Origin of the sequence: Streptomyces sp. NPDC007917 (genome assembly GCF_042959105.1) — a bacterium.
Taxonomy (GTDB): Bacteria; Actinomycetota; Actinomycetes; order Streptomycetales; family Streptomycetaceae; genus Streptomyces.
This window is the reverse complement of sequence record NZ_JBIBKK010000006.1, coordinates 466,433-487,636: the sequence shown is the minus strand read 5'-3', so window position 1 is coordinate 487,636 and position 21,204 is coordinate 466,433. Positions and strand designations below refer to the sequence as shown.

Here is a 21,204-nt window from a genome sequence, read left to right as displayed (position 1 = left end):
CCCACAGCGCGACGCGTTCGATACCGCGGCTTGAGCGCTCCGCTGCGCTCCGCCTGTGCCTATGCGCCGTCTCGCGGCATTCGGCTCAGGCGGGTGCGGGTTTCGTCTCGGACCCTCCGGGTCCAAAGCGCCGGCAGGAGGAGGGAAGGGGGGCACCGGGTCGGCCGCCGACCGCCGCGGTGAAGAGGGCCAACCAGGCACCAGCGTGCTGAGCCGAGTAGGGCAGGGCAGGCCACCGGCCCGGGCACCGCCGCGTCGGCCCGCGGCATGGCGGCAGCCACAGACGCGAGGAGGGCCCCGGGGAATCCCGGGGCCCTCCTCGCGTCTTGTGGCCTCAGCGCGGCTGTCAGGCGGGTTTGCGGGTGTCCTTGTAGATGCCCGCGGTCACCTTCGCGAAGGCCTCCATGTCGGCGTCGTCCGCGTTCGTGTTCTCCGCGTTGACGTCCAGCACCATGGCCGCGTCCGTCTTCTCGGCCCAGGCGCACGCCGGGGCGTAGAGGCGGTCGTACATCTTCACGACCTCGCACTCGATGCTCGGCCCGTCGGCGCCCTCGGGCTGGAAGGTCTTGCGCTTCTTCTCGACGGTCGGGGAGGCGTCGCCGCCCGAGAAGCCCTTGAACATCTCGTCGCGGACCTTGTCGGGGTCGCTGAACTCCCCGTACACGCCGGAGAAGGCCAACCCCGAGTTCGAGTCCTCGGCGCGGGTGTACTGGGCCAGGACCGAGGTGGCGCCCTCGGGCATGCGGTCCTGGACGCTGGTGCCCTCGTTCTCCAGGTCCTTGGTGCCCTTGTCCAGCGTGTACGTGCCGTCGTCCAGCGTCTTGGGGGTGACCAGCTTCATCGCCTTGGGCTTGTCATCGCCCTTGTTGAGCACCAGGGCACCGGTGACGATCGCGCCGACCACCACGAGACCGGCCGTCGTGATCGCGATGATCTTGGTCTTGTTGCGGCCCCCGCCGGGCGTGGCGGGCCCGGGGAACGGGGGCTGGGGCTGGCCGTACGGGGCGGCCGGCTGCTGGGGATAGCCGTAGCCCTGTTGCTGCGACGGCTGTGGGGGGTAGCCGTAGCCCGGCTGCTGCTGCGCGTACGGATTGGGCTCCGAGGGCGGTTGCTGCCCTCCGCCGTACGGGTTGGGCTGACCGCCCCCGTACGGGTTAGGGCCCGGCTGGCCTCCGCCGTAGGGGCCGGGCTGCGGCGGCGGCTGGTTGTAGCTCATCGTGTGGGGTGTCCCCTCCGGGCTGCGGCCTGTGAACTTCGCTGGGCGGGCGGCTACTTGATCTCCACGCGGACGTCCTTGCGGACCTTCGCGGTGATCTCGGCGGCGGTGTCGATCGACATGCCGCCGCCGGAGAGCGCGGACGACACATCGGAGACCACCACATAGCCGACGGTGCTGTGGTCGGCCCACATGCACAGCGGGATGGTGAAGCTCTTCGTGGCCTCGGTGACGCCGGTGAACTTCACGTTCTGGCACTTCATCACGGCGTCGTCCAGACCGGCCGGGGTGACCGACTGCGGGCTGCCCTCCAGCTTGGCCTCGCCGCCGCCGCCGACGCCGGAGTCCTTCTCGGCCTCCTGAGAGATCTTGGCGAAGGCGCCGTCCACCACGGCCTGGGGATTGTCGATCTTGCCCCACAACCCGTTGAACTGCAGGGCCTTCTGGGTCATGCCCTCGCCGGACTTGTAGCTGGCGCCGGCGGTCTCGGGGTTGGAGACGCCGAGCTTCTCGAAGTCGGCCTTGTCGCTCTCGGTCAGCGAGCCGCCGCCCTTGGAGGCGTCCTTGGTGTACTCGCCGGCCACCGTCTGGGGAGTGATCAGCTTGTAGCGCTTGCCGTCGTCGGCGACGACGTTCTTGCCGCCGCCCTTCTTCCCGCCGCTGCCACCCTTGTCGTCGTCCTTGCCGTTGAACAGCAGGAACCCACCGACCACCGCGGCCACCACGACCACCGCGCCGATGGCTATCGCCAGGCCCTTCTTGTTGCCACCGCTCGGCGGGGGCGTCGGCTGGTACGGCCCGGGCATGCCCGGCTGCCCGTACGGCTGCTGACCGTACGGGTCGGCCGGCTGCTGCTGCGGGTAGCCGTACCCGGGCTGGGGCTGCTGGCCGTACCCGGGCTGCGGCGGCTGCTGGGGCTGGCCGTAGGGGTTCGGCTGACCGTAGCCGCCGCCCTGCTGCGGGGGCTGCTGCGGGTAGCCGTAGCCGGGCTGCCCGGCCGCGCCGCCCTGCCCGTAGGGACCCGGCTGCTGGGGCTGCTGGCCGTACGGGCCCGGCTGGTTGTAGCTCATGTCTGTCCTTCGTTTTGTTGCCGGTTGTTGCTAGCTGTCGATCTCCACGCGCGCGTCCTCGCGCACCTTGACGGTGAGCTCCGCGGCATCCCGCAGTGACATGCCCCCGCCGCCCAGGACCGCGGCCGCCGGGTCCACCATCACGGTGACGCCCAAGGTGTCCTTGTCGCCCCAGACGCACGCGGGGGCCTCCACGGATCCCTGATCCGAGGTGAACTTCAGGGTCTGGCACTTCAGGACGTCCCCGTCGAAGCCGTCGGGGGAGAACTCCTGGGCGCTGCCCTGGGCCTGCGCCGTGCCGTTGTCCTGCAGCGCCTTGACGATGACCGCCAAGGACAGGTCCGCGCCCCGCTTGGGGTCGGTCACATCTCCCCAGACCCCGGTGAACTTCATCATGTTCTTCCCCGAGGACTGGTAGTCGGCCGCCACCAGATGCGGATCCTTGACGACCGGCACCTGCTGCAGGTCCTTCTTGCCCGACTCGGACAGGTCGTTCTCGTCCGTGCCGGCCCCCTGGCGCTGGTAGTCGCCGGCGACGGTCTTCGGGGTGGTCAGCTTGTACGGACCGGCGTCGCCCCCGCCCAGCGCCAGGTAGGCCCCGCCGGCCACGGCCCCCAGGGCCACGACCACGCCCACCGCGATGCCGACGGCTCTGCCCCGGCGGCGGCCCGGCGCGGGCGGCTGTGGCTGTGGCGGCGGATAGCCGTAGCCGGTCCCGGGTATCTGCTGCTGCGGCGGTATCTGCTGCTGCGGTGGCTGTGCGTACGGATTCGGCTGGGCGTAGGGGCTCGGCCGGCCGTAGCCCCCGTACGTACCGGAGCCGCCGTAGCCGCCCGGCTGCCCGCCCTGGGGCGGATAGCCGTAGCCCGGCTGCTGGGTGTAGGGATTATTGGGCACGGGCGGCTGGCCGGCGCCGTACGGACCCGGCTGCGCCCCGTAGGGGCCGGGCTGCGGCGGCGGCTGGTGGTAGCTCATCGTGCCCTCTCCTCGATGCGCATGACAGGTGCGCAACATCCTTCCTGACGCGTTGCCCGCCCTTTGCGGCGGGGCCACAACGGGTTCGTAACGGAGTGCCTCGGCCCTTTAGACTGCGGTCGTGACCGAGAACTCTCAGCAGCGCCCCGACAGCGGGCCCAACAGCCACCCCGAACTGCCGACCCAGTACGCGCCGGCCGATGTAGAGGGGCAGCTGTACGAGCGCTGGGTAGAGCGCGGTTACTTCGAGGCGGACGAGAACAGCGGCAAAGAGCCCTACACCATCGTCATCCCCCCGCCCAACGTCACCGGCTCCCTGCACCTCGGCCATGCCTTCGAGCACACCATCATCGATGCGCTCACTCGGCGCAAGCGCATGCAGGGCTATGAGACGCTGTGGCAGCCCGGTATGGACCACGCCGGCATCGCCACGCAGAACGTGGTGGAGCGCGAGCTGGCCAAGGAGGGCGTCTCCCGCCACGACCTGGGCCGCGAGGCGTTCGTGGAGCGGGTGTGGCAGTGGAAGGCCACCTCGGGCGGGCAGATCTCCGGGCAGATGAGGCGTCTGGGCGACGGCGTCGCCTGGAACCGCGAGCGCTTCACCATGGACGAGGGGCTGTCCAAGGCCGTCCAGACCATCTTCAAGAAGCTCTACGACGACGAGCTGATCTACCGCGCCGAGCGGATCATCAACTGGTGCCCGCGCTGTCTGACGGCCATCTCCGACATCGAGGTGGAGTACCAGGACGACGACGGCGAGCTGGTCTCGATCCGTTACGGGGAGGGCGACACGTCGATCGTCGTCGCGACGACCCGCGCCGAGACGATGCTCGGCGACACCGCGGTCGCCGTCCACCCCGACGACGAGCGCTACCGCCACCTGGTCGGCACCGAGATCGAGCTGCCGCTCACCGGCCGCCGCATCCCGGTCGTCGCCGACGAGCACGTCGACCCGGAGTTCGGCACCGGCGCGGTCAAGGTCACCCCGGCCCACGACCCGAACGACTTCGAGATCGGGCAGCGCCACGGGCTGCCGAGCCTGACCGTCATGGACGACCACGCGGTCATCACCGCCCACGGCCCCTTCCAGGGCCTGGACCGGCTGGAGGCCCGCAGCGCCATCGTCGGCGCGCTGCGCGCCGACGGCCGGATCGTCGCCGAGAAGCGGCCGTACATCCACTCCGTCGGCCACTGCTCGCGCTGCAAGACGACCATCGAGCCGCGGCTGTCCATGCAGTGGTGGGTCAAGGTCGGACCGCTGGCCAAGGCCGCGGGCGACGCGGTCCGCGACGGCCGGGTGAAGATCCACCCGGAGGACATGGCCAAGCGCTACTTCGACTGGGTCGACAACCTCCACGACTGGTGCATCTCGCGCCAGCTGTGGTGGGGCCACCGGATCCCGGTCTGGTACGGGCCGAACGGCGAGGTCGTGTGCGTCGGACCGGACGAGCAGCCGCCGTCCGGCGAGGGCTGGCACCAGGACAGCGACGTCCTGGACACCTGGTTCTCCTCGGGCCTGTGGCCGTTCTCCACGCTCGGCTGGCCGGAGGACACCGCGAGCCTGCGGAAGTTCTATCCCAACTCGGTCATGGTCACCGGCTACGACATCCTGTTCTTCTGGGTCGCCCGGATGATGATGTTCGGCCTGTACGCGATGGACGGCACCCCGCCGTTCCACACCATCGCCCTGCACGGCATGGTGCGCGACCAGTTCGGCAAGAAGATGTCCAAATCCTTCGGTAACGCGGTCAACCCGCTGGACTGGATGGACCAGTACGGTTCGGACGCGGTCCGCTTCACCCTCGCCCGGGGCGCCAACCCCGGCGTGGACGTGCCGATCGGCGAGGACTGGGTCCAGGCGTCCCGCAACTTCGCCAACAAGATCTGGAACGCGACGCGCTTCGCGCTGATGAACGGCGCGACGGTCGAGGGCGAACTGCCCGCCGCCGAGCGGCTGTCGGCGGCCGACCGCTGGATCCTGTCCCGGCTGAACACGGTGGTCGCCGAGGTCGACGCGCACTACGAGGACTACCAGTTCGCCAAGTTGTCGGACAGCCTCTACCACTTCGCGTGGGACGAGGTCTTCGACTGGTACGTCGAGCTGTCCAAGACCACCTTCGCCCAGGGCGGCGAGGCGGCCAACGCCTCGCGGCGGGTGCTCGGCGAGGTCCTGGACGTGATGCTGCGGCTGCTGCACCCGGTCGTCCCGTTCGTCACCGAGAAGCTGTGGACCGCGCTCACCGGCCGGGAGTCCGTCGTCATCGCCGACTGGCCGCGCGACAGCGGCTTCCGCGACGCCGCCGCCGAGCAGGAGATCACCACTCTCCAGCAGGTGGTCACCGAGGTCCGCAGGTTCCGCGCCGACCAGGGCCTGCAGCCCGGCCAGAAGGTCCCGGCGCGCCTCGACCTGACCGGCACCCCGCTGGCGGCCCACGAGGACGCCATGCGCTCGCTGCTGCGGCTGCAGCCGGCCGGTGACGACTTCACCGCCACCGCCTCGCTGCCGGTCGCGGGCGCGACCGTGGCCCTGGACCTGTCCGGCGCGATCGACGTCGAGGCCGAGCGCAAGCGGCTCGCCAAGGACCTCGCGGCCGCCGAGAAGGACAAGGCGCAGACCACGGCCAAGCTGAACAACGAGGCCTTCCTGGCCAAGGCGCCCGACCACGTCGTGGAGAAGATCCGGCAGCGGCAGTCCACCGCCGATGCCGATATCGCCCGGATCACCGCCCAGTTGGCGGCCCTGCCCCAGGGCTGACCAGCCGGCCGACCGGCCAGGCGCCCCCGCCCCCCTCGACCGAGGGCGGCGGGGGCGCTTCGCGTGTGCGGGGTCACAGCCGGGAACCAAAAGCGCCGATCCGGGAGTTATCCGCTCGTACGTCCCGGAAGGAGCAGAGCCGCCATGAACAAGCCGCTGAGACACGCCTCCGTGTTCAGTCTGCTGCTCGTGCTGGCCCTGCTCATCTGGGCCACCTGGATCCAGGTGGCCCGGGCGCACAGCCTCGAGGACAGCGCCCACAATCCGCGCTCGGCCATCAAGGAGTACTCCAGGCCCCTCGGCGACATCCTGGCCGGCGGCAGGCCGGTCACCGGCTCCACCGCCACCAGCGGCGATCTGAAGTACAAGCGGACCTACCCCGACGGCGCGCTGTACGCGCCGGTCACCGGCTACGCCTCGCAGACGTACGGCACCACCCAGCTGGAGGCGCTTGACCGCGGCGTGCTGGACGGCTCGGACTCCCGGCTCGCCGGCCCCGACCAGCTGCTGACCCGGCAGCGGGCCAAGGCGGGCGATGTGCTCACCACCATCGACCCCGCCGCGCAGAAGGCCGCGTACGAAGGGCTCGGCGGCAAGACCGGCGCCGTCGTGGCCCTCGACCCGAAGACGGGGAAGGTCCTCGCCCTGGCCAGCACCCCCTCCTACGACCCCGGCAGCTTCGCGGGCTCCTCCACCGCCGACCAGAAGGCGTGGGACGCGCTGCAGAAGGACGACAAGCAGCCGATGCTGAACCGCGCGCTGCGCCAGACCTATCCGCCGGGCTCGGCCTTCAAGCTGGTCGTCGCGGCGGCGGCGCTGGAGGACGGGCTCTACGGCTCCGTCGACGAGCCGACCAAGAGCCCCGACCCGTACCGGCTGCCCGGCACGGTCACCGACATGACCAACGAGAGCGCGTCGGCCCCCTGTGAGAACGCGACGATACGCACCGCGCTGCAGTACTCGTGCAACACGGTCTTCGCGAAGATGGCGGTCGACCTGGGGCAGGCCAAGGTGGCGGCCCAGGCGAAGAAGCTCGGGTTCGACGACTCCGGCCTCGACATCCCGGTGCGCGCCGCCAAGAGCGTCTACCCCAGCGGCATGGACGCCTCGCAGACCGCCCTGAGCGGCATGGGCCAGTTCGACGTCACCGCGACCCCGTTGCAGATGGCCATGGTCTCCGCGGCCATCTCCGACGGCGGCACGCTGATGAAGCCGTATCTGGTCGACCGCACCACTGACGGAAGCGGGGGCACCCTGGACCGCACCGAACCCGCCGCGTACAGCCGGGCCATGTCGCCCTCCACGGCCGAGCAGCTGCGGTCCGCGATGCGGACGGTGGTGGAGCGGGGCACTGGCACCAGCGCGCGCATACCGGGGGTGACGGTCGGCGGCAAGACCGGCACCGCACAGCACGGCGAGAACAACAGCGCCAACCCGTACGCGTGGTTCGTGAGTTACGCGGCTGACGGCCAGGGCCATCAGGTCGCGGTGGCGGTGGTGGTCGAGGACAGCGGCGCGGCCCGCGCCGACATCTCCGGCGGTGGCCTGGCAGGGCCGATCGCCAAGTCGGTGATGAAGGCGGCGCTGGGCTGAGCGGTGGGCCGGCGGGGGCGCGGGTGGTGTCAGGGGCCCCTCGTAGACTGGGTGACGTGAGCCAGAGCCCCGAAAAGGAACCCGACGAGTTCGACGAGATCGTCGGAGCCGAGACCGACCGCGACCCCGATCTCGCCGTGATCGAGGCCGGGAGCCGGACGCTGCGGACCCAGTCCGGGCCGCCGCAGGGGGACGGCGTGCCCTCCCGGCCGGCCGACCCGGAGCTGGACCGGGCGCTGCGGGAGGTGGAGACGGAGCTCGGGGGGCGCTGGCCGGAGACCAAGCTGGACCCCTCGCTGGTGCGCGTCGAGGCGCTGATGGACATCCTCGGCTCGCCGCAGCGCGCGTACCCCTCGATCCACATCACCGGGACGAACGGCAAGACCAGCACCGCCCGCATGATCGAGTCGCTGCTGGGCGGCTTCGAGCTGCGCACCGGCCGCTACACCAGCCCGCACGTGTCGTCGATCACCGAGCGGATCAGTCTCGACGGGGCGCCGATCTCCGCCGAGCGGTTCATCGAGACGTACCGGGACATCAAGCCGTACATCGACATGGTCGACGCCTCGCAGGAGCACCGGCTCTCGTTTTTCGAGGTGCTCACCGGTATGGCGTACGCGGCCTTCGCCGACGCGCCGGTCGACATCGCGGTGGTCGAGGTCGGCATGGGCGGCGCCTGGGACGCCACCAATGTGATCGACGCCGGGGTCGCGGTGGTCATGCCGATCTCGCTCGACCACACCGACCGGCTGGGCACCACCCCGGAGCAGATCGCCACCGAGAAGTCCGGGATAGTCAAGCAGGACTCCACGGTGGTGCTGGCGCAGCAGACGGTGGAGGCCGCGTCCGTGATCCTCAAGCGCGCGGTCGAGGTGGACGCCACGGTGGCCCGCGAGGGCATGGAGTTCGGCGTGCTCTCCCGCGAGGTGGCGGTCGGCGGTCAGCTGCTGACCCTGCGCGGCCTCGGCGGTGAGTACCCGGAGGTCTTCCTGCCGCTGTACGGGGCCCACCAGGCGCATAACGCGGCGGTGGCGCTGGCCGCCGTCGAGGCGTTCTTCGGCGTCGGTTCGGAGCACGCCCGCCCGCTGGACATCGAGACCGTCCGGGCCGCCTTCGCCTCCGTGTCCTCCCCGGGCCGGCTCGAGGTCGTGCGCCGCAGCCCGACCGTGATCCTGGACGCCGCGCACAACCCGGCCGGCGCGCGGGCGGCGGCCGAGGCGGTCACCGAGGCGTTCGGCTTCAGCAGGCTGATCGGCGTGGTCGGCTCGAGCGGCGACAAGGACGTGCGGGGCCTCCTGGAGGCCTTTGAGCCGATCTTCGCCGAGGTGGTGATCACCCGCAACTCCACCCCGCGCGCGATGGACGCGGACGAGCTGGCCGCCATCGCCGTGGAGGTCTTCGGCGCGGACCGGGTGCAGGTCGAGCCGCGGCTGGACGACGCGCTGGAGGCGGCGATCACGCTCGCCGAGGAAGAGAGCGAGTACGCGGGCGCGGGCGTGCTGGTGACGGGGTCGGTGATCACGGTCGGCGAGGCCCGGCTGCTCCTGGGAAAGGGCTGACATGCGAACGCTCTGTGCGTCCACCTTGATCGGTGAGTTCTTTGTGATCGGCTTCGCCGGGCTGGTGGCCATGAAGACCTCCGGCCTGTCCGCGACCACGGTGTGGACGGTCAGCGGCATCGCCATGGCGCTGTGCGTCCTGCTGTGCGGGATGCTCGGCCGCCCCGGCGCGGTGCACGTCGGCTGGGCCCTGCAGCTCGGCCTGGTGCTGAGCGGCACGATCGTCACCACCATGTACGTCCTGGGCGCGGCCTTCGCGGCGCTGTGGTGGGCCTCGGTCCACTTCGGCCGCAAGGTCGACGAGGCGAAGGCGCGCTTCGCCGCCGCCCCTGCTGACACTGCGTAACGTGGCCGTCGTTCACCCATGTAGCCTCGGCGGCACAGCATCACCCGCATGCCACGTTCCTAAGGAGTTCTCGCAGTGACCCAGCGCACGCTCGTCCTTCTCAAGCCCGACGCCGTACGACGCGGACTGATCGGCGAGATCCTGAGCCGCATCGAGAAGAAGGCGGGCTGGACGATCAGCGCGCTGGAGCTGCGTGAGCTCGGCCGCGAGGTTCTGGAGCAGCACTACGCCGAGCATGTGGGCAAGGCGTTCTACGAGCCGCTGGTGGAGTTCATGGCCTCCGGCCCGGTCGTCGCGCTGGTCGTCGAGGGTGAGCGCGTCATCGAGGGCGTACGGGCGCTGGCGGGGCCGACGGACCCGATCGCCGCGGCGCCGGGCTCCATCCGTGGCGACTTCGGCACCATCGTGCGGGAGAACCTGATCCACGCCTCCGACTCCGACGAGTCGGCCCAGCGGGAGATCAAGATTTTCTTTCCCGGCCTCGCCTGACCCTCACCGCTGACCGTTCATCACATCGTCACCCTCGCTGACCAGGGGCGGCCGCAATTGTTCGGCCGCCCTTTGGCATATGCGTACCGATCGGGGGAACGCATCCCCGCGACACGACGTCACCATTAGCAGGGGGCGGGCCCGTGTTCTGCTGACAATGGCGGAGGACCCCCGCAGCGTGTTCGAGCGGGCGTGACTACGATGAGAGCTTCCGCGCCTCGCAGCGCACCACATCCTGCCGACCTCAAAAGCAAACGCTCAAGTGGGAAGGCCTGACGCATCCTCATGGGGAACAACATGTCGTTCATCGGCCGTGACATGGCTGTCGACCTCGGGACCGCCAACACGCTGGTGTACGTCAGGGGCCGCGGGATCGTCCTCAACGAGCCGTCCGTCGTCGCCATCAACACCAACACCGGCGGAATCCTCGCGGTGGGCGCCGAGGCGAAGAAGATGATCGGCCGCACCCCTGGCAACATCGTCGCCGTGCGCCCGCTCAAGGACGGCGTGATCGCCGACTTCGAGATCACCGAGCGGATGCTGCGCTACTTCATCCTGAAGATCCACAAGCGTCGCTATCTCGCCCGTCCCCGCGTCGTCGTCTGCGTGCCCTCCGGCATCACCGGCGTCGAGCGCCGCGCGGTCATCGAGGCGTCCACCCAGGCGGGCGCCCGCCAGGTGCACATCATCGAGGAGCCCATGGCCGCCGCCATCGGCTCCGGCCTCCCCGTCCACGAGGCCACCGGCAACATGGTCGTGGACATCGGCGGCGGCACCACCGAGGTCGCGGTCATCTCGCTCGGCGGAATCGTCACCGCGCAGTCCATCCGGGTGGCGGGCGACGAGCTGGACAACGCGATCATCCAGCACATCAAGAAGGAGTACAGCCTTCTGCTCGGCGAGCGCACCGCCGAGAACATCAAGATCACGATCGGCTCCGCCTTCGAGACCAAGGAGGAGGAGCACACCGAGATCCGCGGCCGTGACCTGGTCAGCGGCCTCCCCAAGACCGTCGTGATCTCCGCCGCCGAGGTCCGCAAGGCCATGGAGGAGCCGGTCAACGCGATCGTCGACGCGGTCAAGACCACCCTCGACAAGTGCCCGCCCGAGCTGTCCGGCGACGTCATGGACCGCGGCATCGTGCTCACTGGCGGCGGCGCCCTGCTGCGCGGCCTCGACGAGCGGCTGCGCCGCGAGACCGGCATGCCGATCCATATCGCCGAGGACCCGCTGGACTCGGTCGCGCTCGGCTCCGGCAAGTGCGTCGAGGAGTTCGAGGCGCTGCAGCAGGTGCTGGACGCCCAGCCGCGCAGATGACGATCCGGTGAATCCGCCGTATGGGGGGCCGACTTCCCGTACGGCGGAGCGGCGGTTCACTGATATACAGGCATATGGCTCGCCATGACCGGCAACGCCTAAGAAAACACACCAAAGCCGTAGCCGGTCCGACTCCGACGAGGAAGGCACGTCGCCGCACGTGAGGGACACACGAGAGAGCCGGCTGCTCCTGGTGCTGCTGGTCGCCATCGCGTTCGCACTGATCACGGTGGATATCCGCGGCGGCGAGGATTCGCCCCTCGACGGCGCCCGGCAGGCCGCCGCGTCCGTCTTCGGCCCCGTCGAGGAAGGGGTCGCCTCCGCGGTCGACCCGATCGGCAACGCCGTGTCGGCCGTACGGGACTCCGACGAGCGGCACGACCGGATCAGCGCGCTGGAGCGGGAGAACGCCGAGCTCAAGCAGCGGCTCGGCAGCGACGTCCGCAACCGCGCCCGCGTCGTCGAGCTGGACAAGCTGCGCAAGACCGCGGGCGCCGGCCAGTACGGCGTCAAGGGCGCCGAGGTCATCGCCATAGGAGCGGCCCAGGGCTTCTCCTGGACCGTCACCATCGACGTGGGCAGCAAGGACGGCATCCGCCGCGACATGACCGTCATCAACGGCGACGGCCTGGTCGGCCGGGTCACCACCGTCGGCCCCTCCACCGCCACCGTCGTGCTGGCCATCGACCCCGACTTCACCGTCGGCACCCGCATGGAGAAGTCCGGCGAGCTCGGCTTCGCCAACGGCCAGGGCGACCGCTCGCTGCGCGTCCAGCTCCTCAACGGCAAGGCAAAGATCAAGAAGGGCGACCGGCTCGTCACCTTCGGCTCCCGCGCCAACAAGCCGTTCGTACCCGGCGTTCCGGTCGGCGAGGTGGTCCGCGTCGACCCCTCGGGCGGCGATCTGACCCGCACCCTGCTGGTGCGCCCCTACGTGGGCTTCACCAAGCTCGACATCGTGGGCGTCGTCGTCGAGCCGCCGCGCGAGAACCCGCGGGACACCGTGCTGCCGCCCAAGCCCGCCAAGCCCAAGCCGGCGCCCACGGTCACCGTCACGGTCAAACCGTCCTCGTCGCCGAGCGCCTCCGCCAACAGGAGCTGACCGATGCTGCGTCTGAACCGGGTCCTGCTGTCGACCCTTCTCGTGGTCATCGCCCTCGTCGTCCAGGTCTGCGTACTCGCCCGGCTGCAGCTGCCCGGCGCGGTCCCCGATCTGCTGCTGCTCGTCGTCCTCGGCCTCGCGCTCGTCTACGGCCACACCGGCGGCGCGCTCATCGGCTTCGGCGCGGGCCTGCTCGCCGACCTCGCCCCGCCCGCCGACCACGCGGCCGGGCGCTACGCCCTGGTGCTGTGCGTCATCGGCTATCTGGCGGGCCTCGCCAAGCCCGAGACCGGCCAGCTCCGATCGGCCACCGGGCCGATGCTCGTGGTCGTCGCGGCGGCCATCGGCAGCACGCTGCTGTACGCGGGCGTCGGCCAGCTCGTCGGCGACGACGCCGCCCACCACGCGGGCCTGAGCAAGCTGCTGTTCACCGCGGCGCTGTACGACCTGCTGCTGGCGCCGTTCACGGTGCCGCTGATCATGGGGATGGCCAGAAAGAGCGAGAACGACCCGATGGCCGACAACTCCGGCGGCTCCCGCATCGGCAGCCAGCGCGGCGGTCTCCTGATGAAGGCCGCGGGCCGGGGGACGGGACGCCTCAAGGGGGTCAAGCGCCTGTGAGGCCGCGTTCTGACAACCAGTGGGGGCTGCAGTAATGAGCAATATCCCCGAGACCGGGCGGACGCCGCGCGTCACCATCCGGCTCGTCGCCATCCAGATCCTCGTCTTCTCGCTGCTGCTCACCCTCGGCGGCCGCCTCTGGTACCTCCAGATCCGCAACGGCGACGAATACACCGCCGAAGCCGCCAACAACCACGTCCAGCAGGTCGTCCACCCCGCCGTGCGCGGCTCGATACTGGACGCCCGCGGCGTGCCGCTCGCCGACAACGAGACCCGTCTGGTCGTCTCCGCCAGCCGCACCGAGCTGATGAAGATGAAGGACGACGGGAAGGCCGTCCTCACCCGTCTGGCCGGCGTCCTGGACATGAAGCCCAAGGACGTCATGGACAAGGTGCGGCTGTGCGACGCCAAGACGCCCCAGCCCTGCTGGAACGGTTCGCCCTACCAGCCCATCCCCATCACCGACGAGGCCAGCCCCAAGCAGGCCCTCCAGATCCGCGAGCGCGAAGAGGACTTCCCCGGGATAAGCGCAGAGCCCACCGCCGTGCGCCGCTACGCCGCCCCCGGCGACGCCAACGCCGCCCAGGTGCTCGGCTATCTCTCCCCGGTCACCGACGAGGAGATCAAGAAGGCCGAGGACAGCCACTCGCCGCTGCTGCGCTCCGACCAGATCGGCCGCAACGGCCTGGAGCGCGAGTACGACGACGAGCTGCGCGGCAAGGCCGGCGTGACCCGCTACGAGGTCGACAACCTCGGCCGGGTCATCGGCCAGGCCGAGAGCCAGAAGGCCCAGCCCGGCGCCAACGTCGTGACCAGCATCGACGCCCGGGTGCAGGCCGTGGCCGAGAAGGAGCTGGACCAGGCGATGAAGGACGCCCGCAAGGAGATGGACCGCAACACCGGCCGCAAGTACGAGGCGGACGCGGGCGCCGTCGTGGTCATGGAGGCGAAGACGGGCCGGGTGGTCGCGATGGCGTCCAACCCGACGTACGACCCCAACGCCTGGGTCGGTGGCATCTCCGGCAAGGACTACAAGAAGCTCACCGGCAAGAGCTCCAACTATCCGCTGCTGAACCGGGCGATCCAGGGCCAGGCGGCCCCCGGCTCGATCTTCAAGGTGGTCCCGACCACGGCCGCGGTCAACGCCGGCTACCCCTTCGACGGCAACTACAACTGCAGCAGCTCGTTCAGCATCGGCTCACAGGTCTTCAAGAACTTCGAGTCCAAGGGGTACGGCCCGATCAGCCTCGGCCGGGCGCTCGAGGTCTCCTGCGACACCGTCTTCTACGACCTCGCCTACAAGCAGTGGCAGAAGGACGGCGGCAACAAGCCCAAGAAGCACCCGGCGGACTGGTTCTACAAGACCGCCCACCAGTTCGGCCTCGGCAAGGAGACCGGCATCGACCTCCCCAACGAGGTCACCGGCCGGATCCCGGACCGCCAGTGGAAGAAGGACTACTGGAAGGCCAACAAGAACGCCTGGTGCAAGTACGGCAAGAAGAACGGGAACTACGGCCAGCGGATCGCCTACGAGAACTGCCTCGAGGGCATGAAGATGCGCGCCGGTGACTCCGTGAACTACTCCATCGGCCAGGGCGACACGCTCGTCACCCCGATCCAGATGGCCACCATCTACGCCGCGATCAGCAACGGCGGCACGCTGTACGACCCGACCATCGGCAAGGCGATCGTCAGCGCCGACGGCAAGAAGGTCCGGCAGATCAAGCCCAAGTCGCACGGCAAGCTGCCGATGACCCAGGTCACGCGCAGCAAGATAGACAAGGCCCTCGCGGGAGTCGCGACCCGCGGCACCGCCGCCTGGCGATTCGGCGGCTGGCCGCAGGACAAGATCCCGATGCACGCCAAGACGGGTACGGCCGAGGTCTACGGCAAGCAGACGACCTCGTGGTTCGCGACGTACACCAAGGACTACGCGATCGTCATGACGATCTCCCAGGGTGGTACCGGCTCCGGCGCCTCGGGCCCCGCCGTGCGCAACATCTACAACGCGCTCTACGGGGTGGACAGCAAGGGCCACATCGACAACAAGAAGGCGCTGCTGCCCAAGCCCCAGGCGACCCTCCCCAAGATCGACTCCGACGGCACCATCGAGGCCCAGCCGCTGGGCAAGCCGATCAAGGTGGTCGGAAGGCGGGACCAGCAATCGTGAGCGCGTCCACGCACACCTACACCACACGCCGGTTCACCCCGGAGCGCGGCACCTGGGGCAAGCTCATGGCGCGCGACTCGATCGTCCGCCGCCTGGACTGGATACTGCTGTTCGCCGCGCTCGCCCTGTCCGCCATCGGCACCGTCCTCGTCTACTCCGCCACCCGCAACCGCACCGAGCTCAACCAGGGCGACCCGTACTACTTCCTGATCCGGCACGCCATGAACACCGGTATCGGGCTGGTCCTCGCGATCGGCACGATCTGGCTCGGCCACCGCACGCTGCGCGGGGCCGTGCCGGTGCTGTACGGGCTGTCCGTGGTGCTCGTGCTCGCCGTCCTCACGCCGCTCGGCTCGACCATCAACGGCGCGCACGCCTGGATCGTGATCGGCGGCGGCTTCTCCCTCCAGCCCTCCGAGTTCGCCAAGATCACCATCATTCTGGGTATGGCGATGCTGCTGGCCACGCGCGTGGACGCGGGGGACCGCGTCCACCCGGACCACCGCACCGTCGTCCAGGCCCTCGGGCTCGCCACGCTGCCCATAGCGATCGTGCTGCTGATGCCGGACCTCGGCTCGGTGATGGTCATGGCGGTCATCGTGCTCGCCGTGCTGCTCTCCTCGGGCGCCTCCAACCGCTGGATCGTCGGGCTGATCGGCGCGGCCGTCATCGGCGCGGTCCTCATCTGGCAGCTCGGCGTGCTCGACCAGTACCAGATCGACCGCTTCGCCGCCTTCGCCAACCCGGCCCTCGACCCGGCGGGCGTCGGCTACAACACCAACCAGGCGCGGATCGCGATCGGCTCGGGCGGCCTCACCGGCAAGGGCCTGTTCCACGGCACCCAGACCACCGGCCAGTTCGTGCCCGAGCAGCAGACCGACTTCGTCTTCACGGTCGCGGGGGAGGAGCTGGGCTTCCTCGGCGCGGGCCTGATCATCGTGCTGCTCGGCATCGTGCTGTGGCGCGCCTGCCGCATCGCGCGGGACACCACCGAGCTGTACGGCACGGTCGTCGCCGCCGGGATCATCGCCTGGTTCGCCTTCCAGGCGTTCGAGAACATCGGCATGACGCTGGGCATCATGCCGGTGGCCGGTCTGCCGCTGCCCTTCGTCTCGTACGGCGGGTCGTCGATGTTCGCCGTGTGGATAGCGGTGGGCCTGCTGCAGTCGATCCGGGTGCAGCGTCCCGTGTCGGCCTGACGTACGGTCCGCTCGTCTTCGGGGGCTGCCCTCAAACGCCACAGCGCAGTACATTCGCGTCATGGCGGACACGGTGCGTGAGATCGAGCGCAAGTACGAGGCTCCTGACGACGGCCGGCTCCCGGAGCCGGCCGTCGTCGCCGAAGTCGCCGGCGTCGCGGAGGTCGTGGACAAGGGCGTGGCCACTTTGGACGCCACGTACTACGACACCCTCGACCAGCGGCTCGCGGCCGACGGCATCACGCTGCGCCGCCGCACGGGCGGCGGCGACGCCGGATGGCATCTCAAGCTGCCGGCCGGGCCGGACGCCCGGGACGAGATCCGCGCCCCGCTGTCGGACACGCTGCCCGCCGAGCTCGCCGCCCTCGTCCGCTCCCGCGTGCGCGACCGGGCACTCGTCCCGCTGGTCCGTCTGGTGTCCGAACGCAACGTCAGACATCTCCTGGACGCCGACGGCACCCTGCTCGCCGAGCTGTCCGCCGACCGCGTCACGGCGCGCCGCCTGACCCCTCGGACGGGCGAGCCGGTGGGGTGGACGGAGGTCGAGACGGAGCTCGGCCCGGGCGGTGACCCGGCGTTCCTCGACGCGCTCGAGTCGCGACTGACGGAGGCGGGGCTGCGCCGGTCTGCCGCCGCGTCCAAGCTGGCCAGGGCGCTGGCCGAGACGGGCGTGGCGATCACGGCGGATCAGGCAGGCAAGGCAAGCAAGGCAGGCAAGGCAGACAAGACAGACAAGACAGGCAAGGGGGGCAAGGCGGGCAAGAAGGGGAAGAAGGGGAAGAAGGCCGCCGAGCCCACGGCGGGCGATGTGGTCCTCGACTACGTCCGCGCCCAGATCGCCGCCATCGTCTCGCTCGACCCCGCCGTACGCCTGGACGTGCCCGACTCCGTGCACCGTATGCGCGTCGCCACCCGCCGACTGCGCAGCTGCTTCCGCTCGTACCGCAAGGTCCTGGACCGAGCCGTCACCGACCCCATCGGCGACGAGCTGAAGTGGCTGGCCGGCGAGCTCGGCATCGACCGCGACCGGGAAGTGCTCACCGCCCGGATCGAGGAACGGCTCGGCGAGGTCCCTGTCGAGCTGCGGCTCGGCCCCGTGTCCGCCCGGCTGCGCATCTGGTCGCAGACGAGCCGGCGCGGCTCGCGCGAGCGGCTGATCGGCGTGCTCGACGGAGAGCGCCACCTCGCACTGCTCGACTCCCTCGCCGCGCTGTCCGCCGACCCGCCGCTGCGGCCCGCCGCCGCCCGGCCGGCCGAGGAGGTGATCCTCGCGGCCGTGCTGCGCGACGACGAACGGCTCGCCACCCTCGTCACCGCCGCCCTCGCCGCTCCCGGCGGGCGCGACCGGGACGTCGCCGTGCACGAGGCGCGCAAGAAGGCCAAGCGCGTCCGCTACGCCGCCGAGGCCGCCCGCCCCGTGCTCGGCAAGCCCGCGAAGGCGTTCGCGGACCTCATGACCGGGCTGCAGGAGCTGCTCGGCGACCACCAGGACAGCGTGGTCGCCCGGCAGGCGCTGCGCGAACTGGCAGTCCAGGCCCACGGGGCGGGGGAGAGCGCCTTCACCTTCGGGTTGCTCTACGGCCGTGAGGAGGCGCGGGCCGCCGCCCGCGAGCGGGAGCTGCCCGCGCTGTGGGCCGAGGTCTCGCGCGAGGAGCACCGGACGGCGCTGCGGCCGTGAAGCCGGGTACGGCCGGAGAGGGGGGGGCGCCGTGAGCGGCGTCAAGGGTGTCCTCCGGGCGGGTTAGGCTTGAGGGTCACCCTTGCCCGCTCACGAAGGTCTCCCGGATGTCTGTCGAGTCGGTCTTTCCGCAGCTCGAGGCCCTGCTCCCGCATGTGCAGAAGCCGATCCAGTACGTAGGCGGGGAGCTGAACTCCACCGTCAAAGCCTGGGACAGCTGCGACGTCCGCTGGGCGCTCATGTACCCGGACGCGTACGAGGTCGGTCTGCCCAACCAGGGCGTCATGATCCTTTACGAGGTGCTGAACGAGCGCGAGGGCGTGCTCGCGGAGCGCACGTACAGCGTCTGGCCGGACCTGGAAGAGCTGATGCGCGAGCACAAGGTGCCGCAGTTCACCGTCGACTCGCACCGCCCGGTCGCGGCCTTCGACGTCTTCGGGCTCTCCTTCTCCACCGAGCTCGGCTACACCAACATGCTCACCGCGCTCGACCTGGCCGGAATCCCGCTCGACGCCGAGGACCGCACCGAGGACCACCCGATCGTGGTCGCCGGCGGCCACGCCGCGTTCAACCCCGAGCCGATCGCGGACTTCATCGACTGCGCGGTGATCGGCGACGGCGAGCAGGCCGTCCTGGAGATGACCGAGATCATCCGGGCCTGGAAGGCCGAGGGGCGCCCCGGCGGCCGGGACGAGCTGCTGTTCCGCCTCGCCCGCACCGGCGGCGTCTATGTGCCCAGGTTCTACGACGTGGAGTACCTGCCCGACGGCCGGATCTCCCGCGTCGTGCCGAACCGCTCCGGCGTGCCGTGGCGGGTCTCCAAGCACACCGTGATGGACCTGGACGAGTGGCCGTACCCGAAGCAGCCGCTGGTGCCGCTCGCCGAGACGGTCCATGAGCGGATGTCCGTCGAGATCTTCCGCGGCTGCACGCGCGGCTGCCGCTTCTGCCAGGCGGGCATGATCACCCGCCCGGTGCGCGAGCGGTCCATCACCGGCATCGGCGAGATGGTCGACAAGGGTCTCAAGGCCACCGGCTTCGAGGAGGTCGGCCTGCTGTCCCTGTCCTCGGCCGACCACACCGAGATCGGCGACATCGCCAAGGGCCTCGCTGACCGCTACGAGGAAGACAAGATCGGCCTGTCGCTCCCCTCGACCCGGGTGGACGCCTTCAACATCGACCTCGCCAACGAGCTCACCCGCAACGGCCGCCGCTCCGGCCTCACCTTCGCCCCCGAGGGCGGCAGTGAGCGCATCCGCAAGGTCATCAACAAGATGGTCTCCGAAGAGGACCTGATCAGGACGGTGGCCACCGCGTACGGCAACGGCTGGCGGCAGGTGAAGCTCTACTTCATGTGCGGTCTGCCGACCGAGACCGACGAGGACGTGCTGCAGATCGCCGACATGGCGACGAAGGTCATCGCCAAGGGCCGCGAGGTCTCCGGCAAGAACGACATCCGCTGCACCGTCTCGATCGGCGGCTTCGTCCCCAAGCCGCACACCCCCTTCCAGTGGGCGCCGCAGCTCAGCGCCGAGGAGACGGACGCGCGCCTGGAGAAGCTGCGCGAGAAGATCCGCGGCGACAAGAAGTACGGCCGCTCCATCGGCTTCCGCTACCACGACGGCAAGCCGGGCATCGTCGAGGGCCTGCTCTCCCGCGGCGACCGCCGGGTGGGCGCGGTCATCCGCGCCGTCTACGAGGACGGCGGCCGCTTCGACGGCTGGCGCGAGCACTTCAGCTACGACCGCTGGATGGAGTGCGCCGGGCGGACGCTGCCCGAGTTCGGCGTGGACGTCGACTGGTACACCACCCGCGAGCGCGGCTACGAAGAGGTCCTGCCCTGGGACCACCTGGACTCCGGTCTCGACAAGGACTGGCTCTGGGAGGACTGGCAGGACGCCCTCGACGAGACCGAGGTCGACGACTGCCGCTGGACCCCGTGTTTCGACTGCGGTGTCTGTCCGCAGATGGACACCCAGATCCAGATCGGACCGACTGGCAGGAAGCTGCTGCCGCTGTCGGTCGTCAAATAACCCACGGCCCGACAAGTACGCTGGAAGAGGCACGGGCCGCTCCACCCGCTTCGGTGAGCGGCCCGCCCACCGGCGTATCACAGCCGTCAGACAGCAAGGAGAAGGACCCTGGGCAAGCGACAGCCCGAAGGCCCGCCGCCCGCACCCGCGGTACAGCGCATCCGTTTGCGCTACACCAAGCGCGGCCGCCTCCGGTTCACCAGCCACCGCGACTTCCAGCGCGCCTTCGAGCGGGCGCTGCGCCGCGCCGAGGTGCCCATGGCGTACTCGGCGGGCTTCACCCCGCACCCCAAGGTGTCGTACGCCAATGCCGCACCCACCGGCACCGGCAGTGAGGCCGAGTACCTGGAGATCCAGCTCACCGAGGCGCGCGACCCCGAAAGGCTGCGCGGGCTCCTCGACGAGTCGCTGCCCGACGGCCTCGACGTCATCGACGCCGTCGAGGCCCGTACGCCGAATCTGGCCGAGCGGCTGCAGGCCTCCGTCTGGGAGATCCGGCTCCCCAAAGTCGCCCCGGACGAGGCCGAGCGCGCCGTCGCCGCCTTCCTCGCGGCCGAAACGGTCGAGGTCGAGCGCAGGACGAAAAACGGGTTGCGATCCTTTGACGCGCGGGGCGCGGTGGCCCGGCTCGAGGCCCTTACGGCCCCGGTCGATAGGCCGGGAGACCCTGCCTGTGCGATACTGCGGCTGGTGGTACGGCATCTGACACCTGCCGTGCGACCCGACGACGTCCTGTCCGGTCTCCGCGCTACGGCCGACCTGGCGCCGCCGGTCCCCGCAGCGGTGACCAGGCTGGCGCAGGGGCTGCTCGATGAGGAGTCCGGCACGGTGACCGACCCGCTCGCGCCCGATCGCGAGGCAGTCCTGGCCGCCCCACCCACGGCCGCCGGGCTGACCGCCGCGATGGCGCCGGGAGGTTCCGCGTAGGACCGCCGTCGATGCGCCGCCGATGCACCAGGGAGCCACCCGGGTCCGGCAGGCGCACTGACCAGGAGACTTTCGCCGGTCCCGGCTTTTCCGGTCCCGGCGAGCGAGACGACAGCTCCCGTGCGGCGCCCGCGCCGCGGGCGGCGGCAATCGC

16 protein-coding genes are annotated in these 21,204 nt (G+C 70.3%); 13 read left to right on the top strand and 3 right to left on the bottom strand.

Annotated features, from left to right (window positions below; genetic code table 11):
• Window positions 1–346: 346 nt before the first annotated feature.
• Genes ACFZDL_RS15045 through ACFZDL_RS15035 form a run of 3 tightly spaced genes read right to left on the bottom strand, consistent with a single transcriptional unit; the run spans window position 347 to window position 3,261 of the window.
• Window positions 347–1,216 (bottom strand): hypothetical protein, encoded by an 870-nt coding sequence (locus tag ACFZDL_RS15045; RefSeq protein ID WP_353589704.1) that lies wholly within the window; start codon window positions 1,214–1,216, stop codon window positions 347–349.
• A 53-nt stretch (window positions 1,217–1,269) separates the two neighbouring features.
• Window positions 1,270–2,286 carry a hypothetical protein gene (locus ACFZDL_RS15040; RefSeq protein ID WP_353589702.1) on the bottom strand — a complete coding sequence of 339 codons (1,017 nt, stop codon included), beginning with the start codon at window positions 2,284–2,286 and terminating at the stop codon, window positions 1,270–1,272.
• A gap of 30 nt (window positions 2,287–2,316) precedes the next feature.
• A complete protein-coding gene (locus tag ACFZDL_RS15035; protein ID WP_353589700.1) occupies window positions 2,317–3,261 on the bottom strand; it encodes a hypothetical protein in 945 nt (314 codons plus the stop codon).
• A gap of 121 nt (window positions 3,262–3,382) precedes the next feature.
• Between ACFZDL_RS15035 and ACFZDL_RS15030 the strand changes: the two genes are divergently transcribed.
• The 13 genes from ACFZDL_RS15030 (at window position 3,383) to ACFZDL_RS14970 (ending at window position 21,050) form a co-directional block, all read left to right on the top strand.
• On the top strand, window positions 3,383–6,016 hold the full coding sequence (locus ACFZDL_RS15030) for a valine--tRNA ligase (RefSeq protein ID WP_353589698.1): 2,634 nt from the start codon (window positions 3,383–3,385) through the stop codon (window positions 6,014–6,016).
• A 144-nt stretch (window positions 6,017–6,160) separates the two neighbouring features.
• Window positions 6,161–7,609, top strand: a complete 1,449-nt coding sequence (locus ACFZDL_RS15025; protein ID WP_353589696.1) for a penicillin-binding protein 2 — start codon at window positions 6,161–6,163, stop codon at window positions 7,607–7,609.
• Between the two features lie 56 nt (window positions 7,610–7,665).
• Window positions 7,666–9,168 (top strand): folylpolyglutamate synthase/dihydrofolate synthase family protein, encoded by a 1,503-nt coding sequence (locus ACFZDL_RS15020; protein ID WP_353589694.1) that lies wholly within the window; start codon window positions 7,666–7,668, stop codon window positions 9,166–9,168.
• A 1-nt stretch (window position 9,169) separates the two neighbouring features.
• Window positions 9,170–9,514 carry a DUF4233 domain-containing protein gene (locus tag ACFZDL_RS15015; protein ID WP_353589692.1) on the top strand — a complete coding sequence of 115 codons (345 nt, stop codon included), beginning with the start codon at window positions 9,170–9,172 and terminating at the stop codon, window positions 9,512–9,514.
• A gap of 75 nt (window positions 9,515–9,589) precedes the next feature.
• Window positions 9,590–10,003: a nucleoside-diphosphate kinase gene (ndk, locus tag ACFZDL_RS15010; RefSeq protein ID WP_353589690.1), complete on the top strand. Its 414-nt coding sequence runs from the start codon at window positions 9,590–9,592 to the stop codon at window positions 10,001–10,003.
• A 297-nt stretch (window positions 10,004–10,300) separates the two neighbouring features.
• Window positions 10,301–11,320 (top strand): rod shape-determining protein, encoded by a 1,020-nt coding sequence (locus ACFZDL_RS15005; RefSeq protein ID WP_353589688.1) that lies wholly within the window; start codon window positions 10,301–10,303, stop codon window positions 11,318–11,320.
• A 160-nt stretch (window positions 11,321–11,480) separates the two neighbouring features.
• Window positions 11,481–12,422, top strand: a complete 942-nt coding sequence (gene mreC / locus ACFZDL_RS15000; protein WP_353589686.1) for a rod shape-determining protein MreC — start codon at window positions 11,481–11,483, stop codon at window positions 12,420–12,422.
• Between the two features lie 6 nt (window positions 12,423–12,428).
• Complete coding sequence (gene mreD / locus ACFZDL_RS14995; RefSeq protein WP_353589782.1) at window positions 12,429–13,043, top strand: rod shape-determining protein MreD; 615 nt, start codon at window positions 12,429–12,431, stop codon at window positions 13,041–13,043.
• Between the two features lie 34 nt (window positions 13,044–13,077).
• Window positions 13,078–15,213, top strand: a complete 2,136-nt coding sequence (mrdA, locus tag ACFZDL_RS14990) for a penicillin-binding protein 2 (RefSeq protein ID WP_353589684.1) — start codon at window positions 13,078–13,080, stop codon at window positions 15,211–15,213.
• Window positions 15,214–15,278: 65 nt separating this feature from the next.
• Window positions 15,279–16,412 carry a rod shape-determining protein RodA gene (gene rodA / locus ACFZDL_RS14985; RefSeq protein WP_353589780.1) on the top strand — a complete coding sequence of 378 codons (1,134 nt, stop codon included), beginning with the start codon at window positions 15,279–15,281 and terminating at the stop codon, window positions 16,410–16,412.
• Between the two features lie 61 nt (window positions 16,413–16,473).
• Window positions 16,474–18,090: a CYTH and CHAD domain-containing protein gene (locus ACFZDL_RS14980; RefSeq protein WP_353589682.1), complete on the top strand. Its 1,617-nt coding sequence runs from the start codon at window positions 16,474–16,476 to the stop codon at window positions 18,088–18,090.
• 107 nt (window positions 18,091–18,197) lie between these two features.
• Window positions 18,198–20,123 carry a TIGR03960 family B12-binding radical SAM protein gene (locus ACFZDL_RS14975; protein ID WP_353589680.1) on the top strand — a complete coding sequence of 642 codons (1,926 nt, stop codon included), beginning with the start codon at window positions 18,198–18,200 and terminating at the stop codon, window positions 20,121–20,123.
• Window positions 20,124–20,288: 165 nt separating this feature from the next.
• Window positions 20,289–21,050: a TIGR03936 family radical SAM-associated protein gene (locus ACFZDL_RS14970; RefSeq protein ID WP_353589678.1), complete on the top strand. Its 762-nt coding sequence runs from the start codon at window positions 20,289–20,291 to the stop codon at window positions 21,048–21,050.
• Window positions 21,051–21,204 lie beyond the last annotated feature (154 nt).